General features: G+C 71.2%; 15 protein-coding genes. 11 read left to right on the forward strand and 4 right to left on the reverse strand.

Going from position 1 to position 14853, the window contains the following annotated elements; all coding sequences use genetic code 11:
• Positions 1 to 92: 92 nt before the first annotated feature.
• The 4 genes from G567_RS0114805 to G567_RS0114820 are packed head-to-tail and all read left to right on the forward strand — an operon-like array spanning position 93 to position 4256.
• Positions 93 to 1001: a branched-chain amino acid ABC transporter permease gene (locus G567_RS0114805; RefSeq protein ID WP_245585655.1), complete on the forward strand. Its 909-nt coding sequence runs from the start codon at positions 93 to 95 to the stop codon at positions 999 to 1001.
• Complete coding sequence (locus tag G567_RS28975; RefSeq protein WP_051233073.1) at positions 998 to 2737, forward strand: branched-chain amino acid ABC transporter permease; 1740 nt, start codon at positions 998 to 1000, stop codon at positions 2735 to 2737. Before G567_RS0114805 ends, G567_RS28975 begins: the two co-directional genes overlap by 4 nt.
• Entirely contained in the window at positions 2734 to 3534 is an 801-nt protein-coding gene (locus tag G567_RS28980; protein ID WP_051233075.1) for an ABC transporter ATP-binding protein, read from the forward strand. Before G567_RS28975 ends, G567_RS28980 begins: the two co-directional genes overlap by 4 nt.
• Entirely contained in the window at positions 3534 to 4256 is a 723-nt protein-coding gene (locus G567_RS0114820; protein WP_245585656.1) for an ABC transporter ATP-binding protein, read from the forward strand. Before G567_RS28980 ends, G567_RS0114820 begins: the two co-directional genes overlap by 1 nt.
• A 3-nt stretch (positions 4257 to 4259) precedes the next feature.
• Here the strand turns inward: G567_RS0114820 and G567_RS0114825 are convergent, their stop codons facing one another.
• The gene (locus G567_RS0114825; protein ID WP_373865913.1) at positions 4260 to 4646 is read right to left on the reverse strand and encodes a PaaI family thioesterase; all 387 of its coding nucleotides are present in this window, start codon (positions 4644 to 4646) and stop codon (positions 4260 to 4262) included.
• Positions 4647 to 4749: 103 nt separating this feature from the next.
• A complete protein-coding gene (locus tag G567_RS35190) occupies positions 4750 to 5013 on the reverse strand; it encodes a hypothetical protein (protein WP_147201181.1) in 264 nt (87 codons plus the stop codon).
• A gap of 81 nt (positions 5014 to 5094) precedes the next feature.
• Between G567_RS35190 and G567_RS28985 the strand changes: the two genes are divergently transcribed.
• Complete coding sequence (locus G567_RS28985; protein ID WP_245585657.1) at positions 5095 to 5913, forward strand: isocitrate lyase/PEP mutase family protein; 819 nt, start codon at positions 5095 to 5097, stop codon at positions 5911 to 5913.
• A 28-nt stretch (positions 5914 to 5941) separates the two neighbouring features.
• Here the strand turns inward: G567_RS28985 and G567_RS0114840 are convergent, their stop codons facing one another.
• Positions 5942 to 6757, reverse strand: coding sequence for a class I SAM-dependent methyltransferase (locus G567_RS0114840; RefSeq protein ID WP_051233079.1), 816 nt, complete (start codon positions 6755 to 6757; stop codon positions 5942 to 5944).
• A gap of 290 nt (positions 6758 to 7047) precedes the next feature.
• Here G567_RS0114840 and rpsA point away from each other — a divergent pair, with 290 nt between their 5' ends.
• The 5 genes from rpsA (at position 7048) to G567_RS34270 (ending at position 12063) form a co-directional block, all read left to right on the forward strand.
• Positions 7048 to 8505 (forward strand): 30S ribosomal protein S1, encoded by a 1458-nt coding sequence (gene rpsA / locus G567_RS0114845; RefSeq protein ID WP_028930614.1) that lies wholly within the window; start codon positions 7048 to 7050, stop codon positions 8503 to 8505.
• A gap of 167 nt (positions 8506 to 8672) precedes the next feature.
• Positions 8673 to 9323 (forward strand): hypothetical protein, encoded by a 651-nt coding sequence (locus tag G567_RS0114850; protein WP_147201180.1) that lies wholly within the window; start codon positions 8673 to 8675, stop codon positions 9321 to 9323.
• A gap of 19 nt (positions 9324 to 9342) precedes the next feature.
• On the forward strand, positions 9343 to 10542 hold the full coding sequence (gene coaE, locus G567_RS0114855; RefSeq protein WP_028930616.1) for a dephospho-CoA kinase: 1200 nt from the start codon (positions 9343 to 9345) through the stop codon (positions 10540 to 10542).
• Positions 10543 to 10672: 130 nt separating this feature from the next.
• On the forward strand, positions 10673 to 11419 hold the full coding sequence (locus G567_RS32160; RefSeq protein ID WP_051233082.1) for an RNA polymerase sigma factor: 747 nt from the start codon (positions 10673 to 10675) through the stop codon (positions 11417 to 11419).
• Positions 11416 to 12063 carry a hypothetical protein gene (locus G567_RS34270; RefSeq protein WP_028930617.1) on the forward strand — a complete coding sequence of 216 codons (648 nt, stop codon included), beginning with the start codon at positions 11416 to 11418 and terminating at the stop codon, positions 12061 to 12063. The genes G567_RS32160 and G567_RS34270 overlap by 4 nt, the downstream gene beginning before the upstream one ends.
• Here G567_RS34270 and G567_RS0114870 read toward each other — a convergent pair.
• Entirely contained in the window at positions 12046 to 12582 is a 537-nt protein-coding gene (locus G567_RS0114870; RefSeq protein ID WP_028930637.1) for a ribonuclease FAU-1 family protein, read from the reverse strand. The genes G567_RS34270 and G567_RS0114870 overlap by 18 nt on opposite strands.
• Positions 12583 to 12693: 111 nt before the next feature.
• On the opposite strand from G567_RS0114870, the gene uvrB reads away from it, so the two are divergent.
• Complete coding sequence (gene uvrB, locus G567_RS0114875) at positions 12694 to 14853, forward strand: excinuclease ABC subunit UvrB (protein ID WP_037057357.1); 2160 nt, start codon at positions 12694 to 12696, stop codon at positions 14851 to 14853.

A 14853-nucleotide genomic window follows, 5' to 3' on the forward strand; every position in this document is an offset into this window, starting at 1 on the left:
CAGGCATGCCGCGGCGGGGGCGGGTGACCATCCGCCCCCACCGCGCATGCCCTCGTCGGAGGAAGCACGTGCTCCCCACTCTTCTGTCGCAAGTGGCCAACGGCCTCGTGCTGGGTTCGCTGATCGGCCTGATCGCGCTCGGCTACACGATGGTCTACGGCATCATCCAGCTGATCAACTTCGCGCACGGCGAGATCTTCATGGTCGGTGCCTACGGGGGTCTCGCCGCCCTGACCTACCTGCTGCCGGCTGCGATCGCGAACCAGTGGTATCTCGCGCTGCCGATCGCGCTCGTCGCCGGCGCCGTCATCGCCGCGCTCGTGGCCGTCGCCGCCGAGCGCTTCGCCTACCGCCCGCTGCGCGACGCGCCGCGACTCGCGCCGCTGATCACCGCGCTGGGCGTCTCGGTGGCGCTGCAGGAGGCGGTCCGGGTGTTCTACCCGGACGCGACCGCGGCGCTGCCCTTCCCGAGCATCTTCATCGAGGGAACGCTGGAGATCCCGGTCCCCGGCGGCACGGTGCCGATCAAGTACGCCGGGATCCTGCTCGCCCTCGTCTCGCTGGCGCTGGCGGCCGGGCTGCAGGTGTTCGTCGACCGCTCCCGCACCGGCCGTGCGATGCGGGCCACCGCGCAGGATCGCGATATCGCGCGACTGATGGGCATCGACCCGGACCGGGTCATCGTGCTCACCTTCCTGATCGGCGGGGCGCTGGCCGGCGTCGGCGGCGTCCTGTACGGCGGCTATCTCAACAACATCAACATCGATATGGGTTTCCAGAACGGGATCTTCGCCTTCACCGCTGCCGTGCTCGGTGGAATCGGCAGCATCCGGGGTGCCGTCGTCGGGGGACTGGCGATCGGGCTCGTCAAATCCCTCGGCGGGCAGTACCTCCCCGGCGGCACCGCCTACGACTACGTCTGGATCTTCGTGGTGCTGATCGTGGTACTGGTGTTCCGGCCGCAGGGCTTCTTCGGCGAGACGGAGAGGGTCCGCGCATGACGACCGTCCAGTCTCCGGTCCCGGCCTCGGCCGCGCCGGTCTCCGGCCGGGCGCGCGGCGCCGGGGCTCGGGGCGCCGCCTGGCTGCGGGTGGCGGGCGGGCTCCTCGCCGTGCTCGGCGCGCTGCTGCCGTGGGCCACGTTCGTGCTCAACGAGGGCCCCTACCCGGAGAAGGCGACCCTGCAGTTCTTCGTCGCGCCGCTGGGCCTGACGGGGTTCCGGCTGCATCTGGCGCTGCTGGGGCTCGCAGCGATCCTGGTGTCGGTGCGGGCGGTGCGCGGCAGGGCACGTATCGTGCGCGCGCTGGGCTGGGGCATCGTCGCGACGAGCCTGGTCAACGGGCTCTACATCACCGTCGAAGGCGGTGGCCTCGGCGCCATCACCGCGTCCGGCGGCTCGGCCGCGTTCGGTGCGGTCGTCGCCCTGATCGGCGGCGCGTTCGCGGCCGCGGGCGCCGTCGGGGGCGGCATCGAGCCGCTGCCGGTCCGGGAGTGGCGAATGCCCTGGTGGGCCGAGTGGCTGTTGCTGCTCGTCCTGTTCGGGCTGCTGTTGCTCGTCGTGTCCGCGGTGCTCACCAGCGGCGGGCAGGGCGGCGTGGTGAACCCGTATGCCGGCGCGGTGTTCCTGTCGTTCCTGGCCGCGGCAGGCGGGGCGTTCGCCGCCCTGCACGCGTCCGGGCTGCTGACCTGGCTCGCGGCCGTCGCGGAGCGGCACCGGGTGTTCAGCATCGTGGTGCTGCTGGTGATGGCGCTGCTGCTGCCGCTGACCGGGGCCGGCACCGAGTACTGGATGACGGTCGCGGCCAATATCGGCGTCTACGCCGCCACCGCGATCGGGCTGAACATCGTGGTCGGACTGGCCGGCCTGCTCGACCTCGGATACGTCGCCTTCCTCGGGATCGGGGCCTTCGTGGCGGCCAACCTGTCCGGCGCGGCGGCGTCGGAGATCGGGATCAGGCTGCCGTTTCCCCTCGTCATGATCATCTCTGCGGTGGTGGCCGGGCTCTTCGGTGCGGTCGTCGGATCCCCGACGCTGCGGGTCCGCGGCGACTACCTGGCCATCGTGACGCTCGCCTTCGGCGAGATCTTCGTGCGCAGCGCCCAGAACAACATCGGCGGGCTCACCGGCGGCGCGAACGCGATCCCGAACATCCCGCAGGTCAGCGCGTTCGGCACGGCGTTCAACGAGTCGATCGCGATCGGCGCGGTCACCCTCCCCGCGGGCGTCCTCTACTACGTCCTGATCGTGCTGCTGGTCGCCGTCGTCATGCTGGTGTTCGGGAACCTGAAGAACTCGCGGCTCGGGCGGGCCTGGATCGCGATCCGGGAGGACGAGGACGCCGCCAGGGCGATGGGCATCCGGACCGGTCCGATCAAGATCCTCGCGTTCCTGATCGGGGCCACCCTCGCGGGGCTCGCCGGGGCGTTCTTCGCGCACAAGACCGCGGTCGTCGCCTACGACAGCTTCCGGTTCCTCGAATCGGTGACGCTGCTCGCGGCGGTCATCCTCGGCGGTATGGGGACGATCCCGGGTGCGGTGTTCGGCGCGTCGATCCTGTTCGTGCTGCCGGAGAAGCTGCGCGAGTTCGCCGACTACCGGCTGCTGCTGTTCGGGCTCGCGCTCGTGGTGATCATGCGGTTCCGCCCGCAGGGCATCATCCCCGACCGGCACCGCAGGACCGAGCTCGCACCGGTGACCGCGCAGGACCCGCCACCGGCGAAGGGAGCCGAGGCATGACCGCGCCGATCCTCGAGGCGGCAGGCGTCACCATGGTGTTCGGTGGGCTGACGGCGTTGAAGGACGTGTCCTTCACCCTCCGCGATGGCGAGATCATCGGGCTGATCGGGCCGAACGGAGCCGGGAAGACCACCCTGTTCAACTGCCTGACCGGGCTGTACGCGCCGAGCCGCGGCGCCGTCGCGCTGCGTGGGACCCGGCTGGCGTGCGACCCGGCGCGGGTCACCGCGGCAGGTGTCGCGCGGACGTTCCAGAACATCCGGCTCTTCCCGGGCATGACCGCGACCGAGAACGTGCTGGTCGGGCGGCATGTCCGGATGACGCAGGGGCCCCTGTCGTCGCTGCTGCACGGTCCGCGTTTCCGGCGCAGCGAGGCCGAGGCGGCCGAACGTGCGGAGAAGCTGCTGGCGTTCGTCGGGCTCACCCGGTTCGCCGACGAGCTTGCCCGCAACCTGCCCTACGGCGACCAGCGCCGGCTGGAGATCGCCCGCGCGCTGGCCACCGAGCCCTCGGTCCTCCTGCTCGACGAACCGACCGCGGGCATGAACGCCCAGGAGACCCAGTCGACCCGGCAGCTGATCCTCGCGATCCGCGATCTGGGCGTCTCGGTGGTCGTCATCGAACACGACACCAAGTTCATCTTCACCCTGTGCGACCGGGTGCTCGTGCTGGTGCAGGGCGAGCTGCTCGTGGCGGGCACCCCCGACGAGGTCCGCGGCGACCCGCGCGTCGTGGAGGCCTATCTCGGTGCCCCACCCGAGGAGATCGAGGCGCAGATTCATCGGAGCGAGGTCTGATGGCGTTTCTCGAGGTTCGCGACCTCACCGTCGCCTACGGCGCGATCCAGGGCGTCCGCGGCGTCACCTTCGCCGTCGAGCAGGGCCAGATCGTCAGCCTGATCGGGAGCAACGGCGCGGGCAAGACCACGACGCTGCGGACGCTGTCGGGGCTGCTGCGGCCGGTCTCGGGTGAGGTGTGGCTGGACGGGACCCCGCTGCACCGGCTGCCCGCGCACGAGATCCTCGCCCACGGCGTGGCGCACAGCCCGGAGGGACGGCGGCTGTTCGCCCGGATGACCGTCGAGGAGAACCTGCGGCTGGGCGCCTACACCCGGCGCGACGAGGCCGGCGTCGTCGCCGACCTCGACCGGATCTATGACCTGTTCCCGGTGCTGGGGCAGCGGCGGCGGGCCAAGGCAGGCCTGTTCTCCGGCGGCGAGCAGCAGATGCTGGCGATCGGCCGGGCGCTCATGTCACGACCGCGGCTGCTCATGCTCGACGAGCCGTCCATGGGACTCTCGCCGATCATGACGCAGAAGATCTTCGACACCGTCCGCGACCTGCGCGCCGAGGGCACGACGGTGCTGCTCGTCGAGCAGAACGCGTTGGCCGCGCTCGCGCTGTCCGACCGAGCGTACGTGATCGACCTCGGCCGCACGACGCTGTCCGGGACCGGGGCCGAGCTGCTGGCCGATCCGCGGGTGCAGGCGGCCTACCTGGGCGAGGGCGTCACGAGCTGAGGCTCACACCTCGGGGCGGGTGTCGCGGTGCAGGCAGGTCAGCTTCGCGGTGCAGGTCCGGCGGCCCTGCTCGTCGGTGAGGACGATCTCGGTGGTGGAGGTGCTGCGGCCGATGTGCAACGCCCGGGCGACACCGGTGATCCAGCCCGCGGTGGCCGCCCGGTGGTGCGTGCAGGCCAGTTCGAGACCGACGGGGAACCGCTCGGGCAGGGCATGCAGGGCCGACAGCGTGGACCCCAGCGTCTCGGCCAGCACCGCGCTCGCCCCGCCGTGGAGCAGGCCGTAGGGCTGCCGGTTCCCGGTGACGGGCATGCGTCCGACGACCTCCTCCAAGGTCATCGACGTGATCTCGATGCCCATCCGGCTCGTCAGCAGCTCGGCCGTGTCCAGCGAGGGGAAGTCGGCGAGGTCGGCGGGGTTGATCGGCACGCCCTGCACTGTATGCGACGGCGTGGGGCGATCGGCAAATGAGGGATGCCCCGCCGGTCCGTGATCAACATTTGCGGGACATCGGCCCCGGATTCAGCACGAGCGACCCGATCTTCTTCTTGCTCGTGCGGTGATGCAGCAGCGCGACCTGCGCGGTCCGGCCGCCGGGCGCGGCGTAGTCCAACGGCACCGCTGGCCTGCGATGGCTCAGCGCGCGACGGCCCGTCCCGGGATCAGGCCGCAGCGACGTGCCCGGACGGATTCTCCACCACGGCCCCGACACCGGGGCCGCGGTGGCGGCCGCCGGGGCGGTGGCGTTGCGGCTCACTGCCGTACGCAGTCCGGAGCGAAGCACATGTCGTAACCGATGGATATGGTGTTCCCTGCGCCCGTCGCTACTGTCAGGACCGTGACCAGCCCAACAGCGAAGGTGGATGCCTTCCGCGCGCTCCACGTGCCCGGCCGTCCGCTGCTCATGCCCAACCCGTGGGATGCCGGCTCGGCCCGGCTGCTCGCCGCGCTCGGCTTCCCCGCGCTGGCCACCACGAGCAGCGGTTTCGCGGCGACCCTCGGCAGGCTGGACGGCACGGTCACCAGGGACGAGGCGCTGGCGCACGCCGCGGCCATCGTCGCCGCGGTGGACGTCCCGGTGTCCGCCGACCTGGAGAACGGGTTCGCCGCCGACCCCGGCGCCGTCGCCGACACGGTCCGTGGGGCCGTCGCGGCGGGGCTGGCGGGCTGCTCGATCGAGGACTTCAGCGGTGACCCGCAGTCCCCGATCTACGACCTCGGGTTCGCCGCCGAGCGGGTGGCCGCCGCCGCCGTAGCGGCGCACCGCGACACCGGGCTCGTCCTGACCGCGCGGGCGGAGAACTTCCTGCACGGCAATCCCGATCTCGCCGACACGATCGCCCGGCTGCAGGCCTACCAGGAGGCGGGTGCCGACGTGCTCTACGCGCCGGGCCTGCGCGACCTCGACGACATCCGGCGGGTGATCGCCGCGGTCGACCGGCCGGTCAACGTGCTGGCGTTTCCCGGGCTCGCCGGCGTCGCCGGGCTCGCCGCGGCCGGCGTCGCCCGCATCTCGGTCGGCGGCGCGTTCAGCGCGGCGACGATCGGCGCGCTGAACCGGGCCGCGCGCGAACTGCTCGACGCGGGCACCTTCGGGTTCCTGGAGCTCGCCGCCGAGGGCCGGGTGCAGGCGGCCGCGGTGTTCGGCCCCCGCTGAACCGCCGGGGCCAGGGGTGCCGGGGAACTCATGGCCGGTGCGTCACGAAGATCGCGGTGCCGGGGAAGAGCGCCCCTCGCAGCGGCGACCACTGCCCCCACACGGTCTCGCGGCCCTCCGGCCATTCCGGCTCGACGAGATCGTCGAGCACCAGTCCGGCCAAGACGATGTCGCGCACCCGGTCGCCGAGCGTGCGGTGGTGCTCGACGTAGGTCGCCGCACCGGTGGCGTCCACCTCGACGTAGGGCATGCGGTCGAAATAGGACTGGATGACCGTCAGCCCGTCCGGTCCGGGGTCGTCGGAGAACATCCAGCGCATCGGGTGGTTCACCGCGAACACCCAGCGCCCGCCCGGCCGCAGCACCCGCTTGACCTCCCGCATGACCCGCGACGGCTCGGCGACGAAGGGAATCGCGCCGAAGGCGGAGCACGCCACGTCGAACGACCCGTCGGCGAACGGCAGCCGCTCCGCCGCGGCCTGGACGAGCGGTACCGCGACGCCGGTGGACGCGCCGAGCGCGGCCGCGTGTCGCAGCATGCCCGCCGAAAGATCGAGGGCGACCGGACGGGCGCCTTGGGTGGCGAGCCAGCGGGCACACGGCGCGGAGCCCGCACCGACCTCCAGCACCCGCTTGCCGGCCACCTCGCCCAGCAGCCGGGCATCGGCCTCGCGCAGCCCCTCCGGGCACCAGACGAAGTCGATCTCGCCGATGTCGTCGCCGTGTTCGGCCAGGTAGTCGTCGGCGTCGGCGTCCCACCAGGCCCGGGCCGCGCGCCGGGACTCCGCGGAGCCGACGGTGCGCCGGGCCATCCCGGTGGTCCCGAGGACCTGCTCGGCGCTCATGACTCCTCCCTTGCCGTCGGATCGCACCCCCGTGCACCCGTCATCGTTTCGGTGTCATCGTCGCAGTTCGGACCCGGGCCCCGCGTTGCCCTGCTGATCGGGGGCCGCGTAGCATCGGCCCCGCACTGTGGTCAATGTGGCGCCCATGTGGCTCTGCTCGCGGGCCGCCACTGTCCGCACGGCCACGGGATCGACGAACGAGGGTGACTGTACGCAGGTCACAGCGACACCGAAGCACAGCGACACAGCCAGCACGACTCATCCATACCATTACCGGAGCACCCCACTACATGTCCACCGACACCACCGCCGCCCCGACCACACCTCAGGTCGCCGTCAACGACATCGGGTCGGAGGAGGATTTCCTCGCCGCCATCGATCAGACGATCAAGTACTTCAACGATGGCGACATCGTCGAGGGGACCATCGTCAAGGTCGACCGTGACGAGGTCCTGCTCGACATCGGCTACAAGACCGAAGGCGTCATCCCGTCGCGCGAGCTGTCGATCAAGCACGATGTCGACCCCGCCGAGGTCGTGGAGGTCGGCGAGCACGTCGAGGCCCTCGTCCTGCAGAAAGAGGACAAGGAGGGCCGGCTGATCCTGTCCAAGAAGCGCGCCCAGTACGAGCGCGCCTGGGGCACGATCGAGGCCCTGAAGGAGGCCGACGAGCCGGTCGAGGGCACCGTCATCGAGGTCGTCAAGGGCGGCCTGATCCTGGACATCGGGCTCCGCGGCTTCCTGCCCGCCTCGCTGGTCGAGATGCGCCGGGTACGGGATCTGCAGCCGTACGTCGGCCGCAAGATCGAGGCCAAGATCATCGAGCTGGACAAGAACCGCAACAACGTGGTGCTGTCGCGGCGTGCCTGGCTCGAGCAGACCCAGTCCGAGGTCCGCAGCGAGTTCCTCAACCAGCTGCAGCGCGGCCAGGTCCGCAAGGGCGTCGTCTCCTCGGTCGTCAACTTCGGCGCGTTCGTCGACCTCGGCGGTGTCGATGGTCTGGTGCACGTCTCCGAGCTGTCCTGGAAGCACATCGACCACCCGAGCGAGGTCGTCGAGGTCGGCCAGGAGGTCACGGTCGAGGTCCTCAGCGTCGAGCTCGACCGCGAGCGCGTCTCGCTGTCGCTCAAGGCGACGCAGGAAGACCCGTGGCGGCTCTACGCCCGGACCCACGCGATCGGGCAGATCGTTCCCGGCAAGGTCACCAAGCTGGTTCCCTTCGGCGCGTTCGTCCGCGTCGAGGAGGGCATCGAGGGCCTGGTGCACATCTCCGAGCTGGCCGAGCGGCACGTGGAGATCCCCGAGCAGGTCGTGCAGGTCGGCGACGACTGCATGGTCAAGGTCATCGACATCGACCTCGACCGGCGCCGCATCTCGCTGTCGCTCAAGCAGGCCAACGAGGGCATGACGGTCGACACCGAGTTCGACCCGACCCGCTACGGCATGGCCGCCGAGTACGACGACCAGGGGAACTACATCTACCCCGAGGGCTTCGACGTCGACAGCGGGGAGTGGAAGGAAGGCTACGAGGCCCAGCGCGAGGCGTGGGAGAAGGAGTACGCCGAGGCGCACGCCCGCTACGAGCAGCACATCGCGCAGATCCGCAAGGCCGCCGAGGCCGAGTCGACCGCTGACGCCGGGACGAACTACTCGTCCCAGGGCGGCGCGCCCGCCGAAAGCGGCAGCGGTTCGCTGGCCAGCGATGAGCAGCTCGCCGCGCTGCGGGAGAAGCTCTCCGGCGGTGCGTGAGCGCTCCGGCGCCGAGAGGTGACCTGGGAGGCCCCGGTGACTGCGGTCACCGGGGCCTCCCGGCGTTCCACGGAGCATGCGGATGCGGGGACTCCGGAAGGTCTGAGTTCGGTCACCAACCGGCCACGTTGGGTGAATTGATCTCTATGCCGAACTAAGTTGGAGGCATGGGTGATCGGGGGGCGCATCGGGGGATCGCCGTTGCCTGCAGAGTTCTGTTGTTCGGTCTGCTGCTCGGGGTGACGGTCGCGTGCGGTACGGCGTCGGGGGACACCAGGGCCCCCGCGATCCCCACGTTCGCGCCACCGACGACGAAGGCGGCGGGAACCGATGCGGCCGCCGAGGCCGGCAAGCTCCCCACCGACTGTGAACGGGTGCTCACCGCCAATGATCTCGGTGCCCTGTTCGCCCTGCCGCTGGACACGGTCTCGGTACGCAGCATCCGGGGGGTGCCGCAGCCGGCCGTCGACCGAACCGAGCGGATCGGCTGCACCTACACCCGCACCGGCCCCGGCGCTCCACCGCTGATGGAGCTGAACATCAGCCGATACACCGACGAGGCCGCGGCGGCCAACCAGTGGCGGATCAACAGCGACGCCCAGCGAGCCGGCAGTGAGAGCCGCGACGTGCCGATCGGCGCCGCCAAGGGGGTGTTCGTCGAGCGTCCCGGTGAGGCCGTGCTCCTCGTCGCCTACGGCGTGGACAATCTGACCTTCGTGCTCCCCAGCACAGCCGCGACCGACCGCCCCGCCGCCGACGTCCTCGTCGACCTCGCCCTGCGGGTGATACCGCAGGTCAGAGCGACGATGCCGGCCTGATCCGGCAGGTGCGCTGATCGTGCTGCGGGTGGGGCTGACCGGTGGGATCGGATCGGGGAAGTCGACGGTGGCGCGCAGGCTCGTCGAGCACGGCGCCGTGCTCGTCGACTCCGACGTCCTGGCCCGCGAGGTCGTCGCGGAGGGGAGCGAGGGTCTCGCCGAGGTCGTCGCGGCGTTCGGAGCCGAGGTCGTCGGACCGGACGGCGAGCTGGACCGGCCGCGGATGGCGACGCTGGTCTTCGCCGACCCGGCCGCACGCGACCGGCTGAACGCCATCGTCCACCCCCGGGTGCGGCGCCGCTCCGAGCAGTTGGTCGCCGCGGCGCCCGCGGGGGCGGTCGTCGTGCAGGACGTCCCGTTGCTCGTCGAGGGCGGGATGGCGCCCACCTTCCCGATGGTCGTGGTCGTCCACGCCGAGGCGGAGGTACGGGTGCGCAGGCTCGTGGCCGGCCGCGGCATGCCGGAGTCGGATGCCCGCGCCCGGATCGCCGCGCAGGCCGACGACGCCGAACGCCGCGCCGCCGCCGATGTCCTGCTGGACAACAGCGGTTCGCCGGCCGACCTCGAGGCGGCCGTCGACGCGCTGTGGGCCGGTCGGCTCGTCCCGTTCGCGGAGAACATGCGCCTGCGCAGACCGGCCCGCGGCGGCTCGCCGCGGCTCGTCGACCCCGACCCCGGCTGGCCCGCCGACGCCGCCCGGATCGCCGCGCGGATCGAGCCGGCCGCGGGGAAACGGGGGCGCGGGGTTGCGCACATCGGCTCCACCGCGATTTCTGGGCTGCCCGCCAAGGACATCATTGACGTGCAGCTCGCTGTTGACACGCTCGCCGACGCCGACGCGATCGCCGGTGCCCTCGCCGACGCCGGATTCCCCAACCGGCCGGAGATCACCAGGGACAACCCGAAGCCGGCGCAGCCGGATCCGCAACACTGGCGCAAGCGCTACCACGCGAGCGCGGACCCCGGCCGGCTCGTCCACGTGCATGTCCGTGAGCTCGGCTCGCCGGGCTGGCGCTACGCGCTGCTGCTGCGCGACTGGTTGCGCGCCGACGGCGCCGCGCGCGTCGAGTACCTCGCGCTCAAGCGCCGGGCCGCCGCCGAGTTCGCTGCGGACCCCGACGCCGCCCGCTACGCTGCGGCCAAGGAACCGTGGTTCGATGCGGCGCTGCCGCGCGCCGAACGGTGGGCGAGCGACTCCGGCTGGAGCCCGGCCTGCTGATCGGCGATGGCGCATCTGTAACACCGCTCGATCGTTGTCCGATTGAGGGTCGGGGGTGCGCACCGGCTGCACGAGGTGTGTGACAGCAGTCTGCTCCGCCGCGCCTGCCAGACGACCGGAGGGACGAGGGTTGAGCGCGCTGGCCCAGCACCGCGCCGATTCCGGCGACCGAGAGAGCACGGTGTCCGACGAGCGGGATGCCGCCGAGACCGCCGCGTCCGGGGATGCCGGCGCCGCCGAGACCGCCGCTGAACCCGCGGACGTGCAGCCCGAAGCCTCCGAACCGGACGCCCCCGAACCGGACGCCGCGGAGCCGGCCCTTGCCGCGCGGGACGCCACCGGCCAGGGGGACTTCGCGACCCCGGCCGAGCTGCGCGCCGACTTCGGCGCCCACCTGGAGGCCAACTACCAGCGGCTGGTCGCCCAGCTCTACGCGATCACGCTGAACTCCGGCGAGGCGCACGAGGTGGTCCAGGACGCGTACTCGCAGGCCTGGCGGGACTGGGGGCGGATCAGCCGTTCGGAGGACCCGACCACATGGATCCGCCGCGTCGCGGTGCGCTCGACCATGCGCAGCTGGCGGTCGGTGCTTGCGCGGATCGGGATCGGCCGGTCCACGGGCGCCGGCACCGAGGCCGCCGACCCACGGACGGCCGCACTGCTGGGCGCGCTGCGTCGGCTGTCCCCGGCGGAGCGGCGCAGCGTGGTGCTGTTCCACATGGTCGGCGTTCCGATGACCGAGATCGCCGTGTTGGAGCGGGTGTCGCTGGGCACCGTACAGGCCAGGCTCTCCCGGGCACGGCAGGTTGCGGCCGAGGGTTTGGCGGACGTGCTGTCATCCGAGTTCGGGCCGTACGACGACGAGGACACATCGTGACCGACCCGCTGGCTCAGATGACCGCGGAGTTCCGCAGGCTGGACGACGAGCTCTCGGCCGGGGTCACGCTCCCCGCGGTCGATGACGTCATCCGGCGGGCGAGCTGGTTCAACCGGACGAGCTCCGCCGCCGCGGCCGCGATCCTGACGGTCGGCGCCCTCGGCGGGATCACCGTCATCGCGCAGGGCGCCGCGCCGCCCGGCGCCGCCAATCCGCCGCCGGTCGCGGTGCCCGGCGCATCGGAGGTGACCACACCCGAGCCGACCCGGGTACCCGCGCCACCCGTTGCAGAACAGTCCGCCCCGGCCGCCTCGCCCGCCGACCGTCCGGTGCAACGGACCCGGGCCCGTCCGTCCCGGACCACGGTCGTTCCGACCCCGTCCGTCCCGCCGTCCGCCGAGCCGACGACCACCGACCCCGAGCCATCCGAGACGACGCGGCCAAGCCCGACCGGGACCTCGACCGGATCGCCGGCTGGCTCGTCCGCCCCGGCGGGCGTCGCGGAGGGGACCCCGGACCCGATCACACCCCCGCAGGCCAGCTCGTCGTCGACGACGCGGACGAGCCCGCCGTCGACCACCGGCACCACCGCACCCACCAGCGCGACGCCGCCGTCGTCCGGCGAGCTACTGCCGGTGGCCTGACCTGGGGCGGCTGCGCCAGCTCAGCGTGATGCCCTCGGTGGCGAGCCACCGGTCGAGATCGTGGCCGTGGGCCGCCAGCGCGGTCACCGTGTCGTGGGTCCGGTGCATCGCGTACTCGGCGAGCGCGGGTTCCAGCAGCCCGCCCGCGACCGCCTCGACGAACTCGTCGACGTCGATCACCTGGGAGCTCCGCCCGGTACGGACCACGACGTCGAGGTAGAGATCGGTGAGCCGCCACCGCTCGGGGCCGCGCTCGATGGCCGCGATATCGACATAGAAGTCCTGGTCCCGCTCATGACCCGGGTTCCACCACCAGTCGGTCACGCAGATCCCCAGATCGGGCAGCAGCCACGACTCCACCCAGTGGGTCGTGACCCGGTTCACCATCGCCCGGCTCATGTAGAGACCGAACGGCTCCACCCGGAACTCGTCGACGGCCCGGACGGTCCCCTTGTTGTCGATGTTGGTCTTCGTCGGGACGTCGAAGGTCTGGATCTTCGGCGGATGCACCGGCCCGATCCTGGCAGACGTCGTCGACGGGCGCCGCTGGTGCCGCGAACTGTCGGTGGTGGCTCGTACCCTGGGTTCGTGGCATTCGCGACAGAGGTTCCGGGTAGCGCGCACGCACGCCTGGCCGGCGCCGAGCCGGAGACCCCGCTGGCCCATTCGGAGTACCGGCCGGTCGGGGAGATCCCCCGCACCGGGGGGCGGTTCGAGGTCGTCAGCCCCCACGAGCCCGCGGGTGACCAGCCCGCCGCCATCGACGAGCTGGAACGCCGGATCAGGGCAGGCGAGCAGGACGTCGTGCTGCTCGGTGCCACCGGTACCGGCAAGTCGGCCACCACCGCATGGCTGATCGAACGGCTGCAGCGGCCCACGCTGGTGATGGCGCCGAACAAGACGCTCGCCGCACAGCTGGCCAACGAGCTGCGGGAGATGCTGCCGGCCAACGCCGTCGAGTACTTCGTCTCGTACTACGACTACTACCAGCCCGAGGCCTATATCGCGCAGACCGATACCTACATCGAGAAGGACTCCTCGATCAACTCCGATGTCGAACGGTTGCGGCATTCGGCCACCCAGAACCTGCTGTCGCGGCGCGACGTGGTCGTGGTCGCCTCGGTCTCGTGCATCTACGGCCTGGGCACCCCGCAGTCCTATCTCGACCGGTCGGTCGAGCTGAGCGTCGGGGACGAGGTGGAGCGCGACGCGTTGCTGCGGGCGCTGGTCGATGTCCAGTACACCCGCAACGACGTGGCGTTCAACCGCGGGACGTTCCGGGTCCGCGGCGACACGGTGGAGATCATTCCCGCCTACGAGGAGCTCGCGATCCGGATCGAGTTCTTCGGCGACGAGATCGAGGCGCTCTACTATCTGCATCCGCTCACCGGCGAGGTGCTCAAGCAGGTCGACAAGGTGAGGATCTTCCCGGCCACGCACTACGTCGCGGGTCCGGAGCGGATGGAGCGGGCCGTCCGCGACATCGAGGCCGAACTGGAGGAGCGGCTGGCCGAGCTGGAACGCCAGGGCAAGCTGCTCGAGGCCCAGCGGCTGCGGATGCGCACCCAGTACGACGTCGAGATGATCCGTCAGGTCGGGTTCTGTTCAGGTATCGAGAACTATTCGCGGCATATCGACGGGCGCGGTCCCGGTTCGGCCCCGGCGACCCTGCTGGACTACTTCCCCGACGACTTCCTCCTGGTCATCGACGAGTCGCACCAGACCGTCCCGCAGATCGGCGGCATGTACGAGGGCGATATGTCGCGCAAGCGCAACCTCGTGGAGTTCGGGTTCCGGCTTCCCTCCGCGGTCGACAACCGGCCGCTGACCTGGGAGGAGTTCGCCGACCGGATCGGGCAGACCGTGTACCTCTCGGCGACACCCGGTCCCTATGAGCTCTCGCGCACCGGCGGCGAGTTCGTCGAGCAGGTCATCCGCCCGACGGGTCTGGTCGATCCGAAGGTGGTCGTCAAGCCGACCAAGGGCCAGATCGACGATCTCATCGATGAGATCCGCACCCGGACCGAGCGCGACGAGCGGGTGCTGGTCACGACATTGACCAAGAAGATGGCCGAGGATCTCACCGACTATCTGCTGGAGCTGGGCATCCGGGTCCGCTACCTGCATTCGGAGGTCGACACCCTGCGCCGGGTCGAGCTGCTGCGCCAGCTGCGGCTCGGCGAGTTCGACGTGCTCGTCGGCATCAACCTGCTGCGCGAGGGCCTCGATCTGCCGGAGGTGTCGCTCGTGGCGATCCTCGACGCAGACAAGGAGGGCTTCCTGCGCTCGGGGACGTCGCTGATCCAGACCATCGGGCGCGCCGCGCGGAACGTCTCCGGCGAGGTACACATGTATGCCGACACGGTCACCGATTCGATGCGGCATGCGATCGACGAGACCGACCGGCGCCGGGCCAAGCAGATCGCCTACAACACGGAGAAGGGGATCGATCCGCAACCGCTGCGGAAGAGGATCGCCGACATCCTCGACCAGGTCTACCGCGAGGCCGGCGACGCGGAGGTGCCGGTGGGCGGGTCGGGCCGCAACGCCTCACGGGGCAAGCGCGCGGCCGGCGAGCCGGGCCGGGCCGGCACCAGCTCCGGTGTGGTGGCGCGGCGCGATACGAAGAACATGCCACGCGCCGAGCTGGCCGATCTGATCCAGCAGCTGTCCGACCAGATGCTCGCCGCCGCCCGCGACCTGCAGTTCGAGCTCGCCGCCCGGTTGCGCGACGAGATCGCGGACCTGAAGAAGGAGCTGCGCGGGATGGACGCGGCCGGAATCAGCTGA

Origin of the sequence: Pseudonocardia asaccharolytica DSM 44247 = NBRC 16224 (assembly GCF_000423625.1) — a bacterium.
Lineage (GTDB): Bacteria > Actinomycetota > Actinomycetes > Mycobacteriales > Pseudonocardiaceae > Pseudonocardia > Pseudonocardia asaccharolytica.

What these genes read in the sequence shown, in the direction of transcription:
- G567_RS0114840 (WP_051233079.1), bottom strand. Translation starts at nt 6,757, where the DNA reads ATGAGCGCCGAGCAGGTCCTCGGGACCACCGGGATGGCCCGGCGCACC.
- G567_RS0114820 (WP_245585656.1), top strand. Translation starts at nt 3,534, where the DNA reads ATGGCGTTTCTCGAGGTTCGCGACCTCACCGTCGCCTACGGCGCGATC.
- rpsA (WP_028930614.1), top strand. Translation starts at nt 7,048, where the DNA reads ATGTCCACCGACACCACCGCCGCCCCGACCACACCTCAGGTCGCCGTC.
- G567_RS0114850 (WP_147201180.1), top strand. Translation starts at nt 8,673, where the DNA reads ATGGGTGATCGGGGGGCGCATCGGGGGATCGCCGTTGCCTGCAGAGTT.
- G567_RS28980 (WP_051233075.1), top strand. Translation starts at nt 2,734, where the DNA reads ATGACCGCGCCGATCCTCGAGGCGGCAGGCGTCACCATGGTGTTCGGT.
- G567_RS28975 (WP_051233073.1), top strand. Translation starts at nt 998, where the DNA reads ATGACGACCGTCCAGTCTCCGGTCCCGGCCTCGGCCGCGCCGGTCTCC.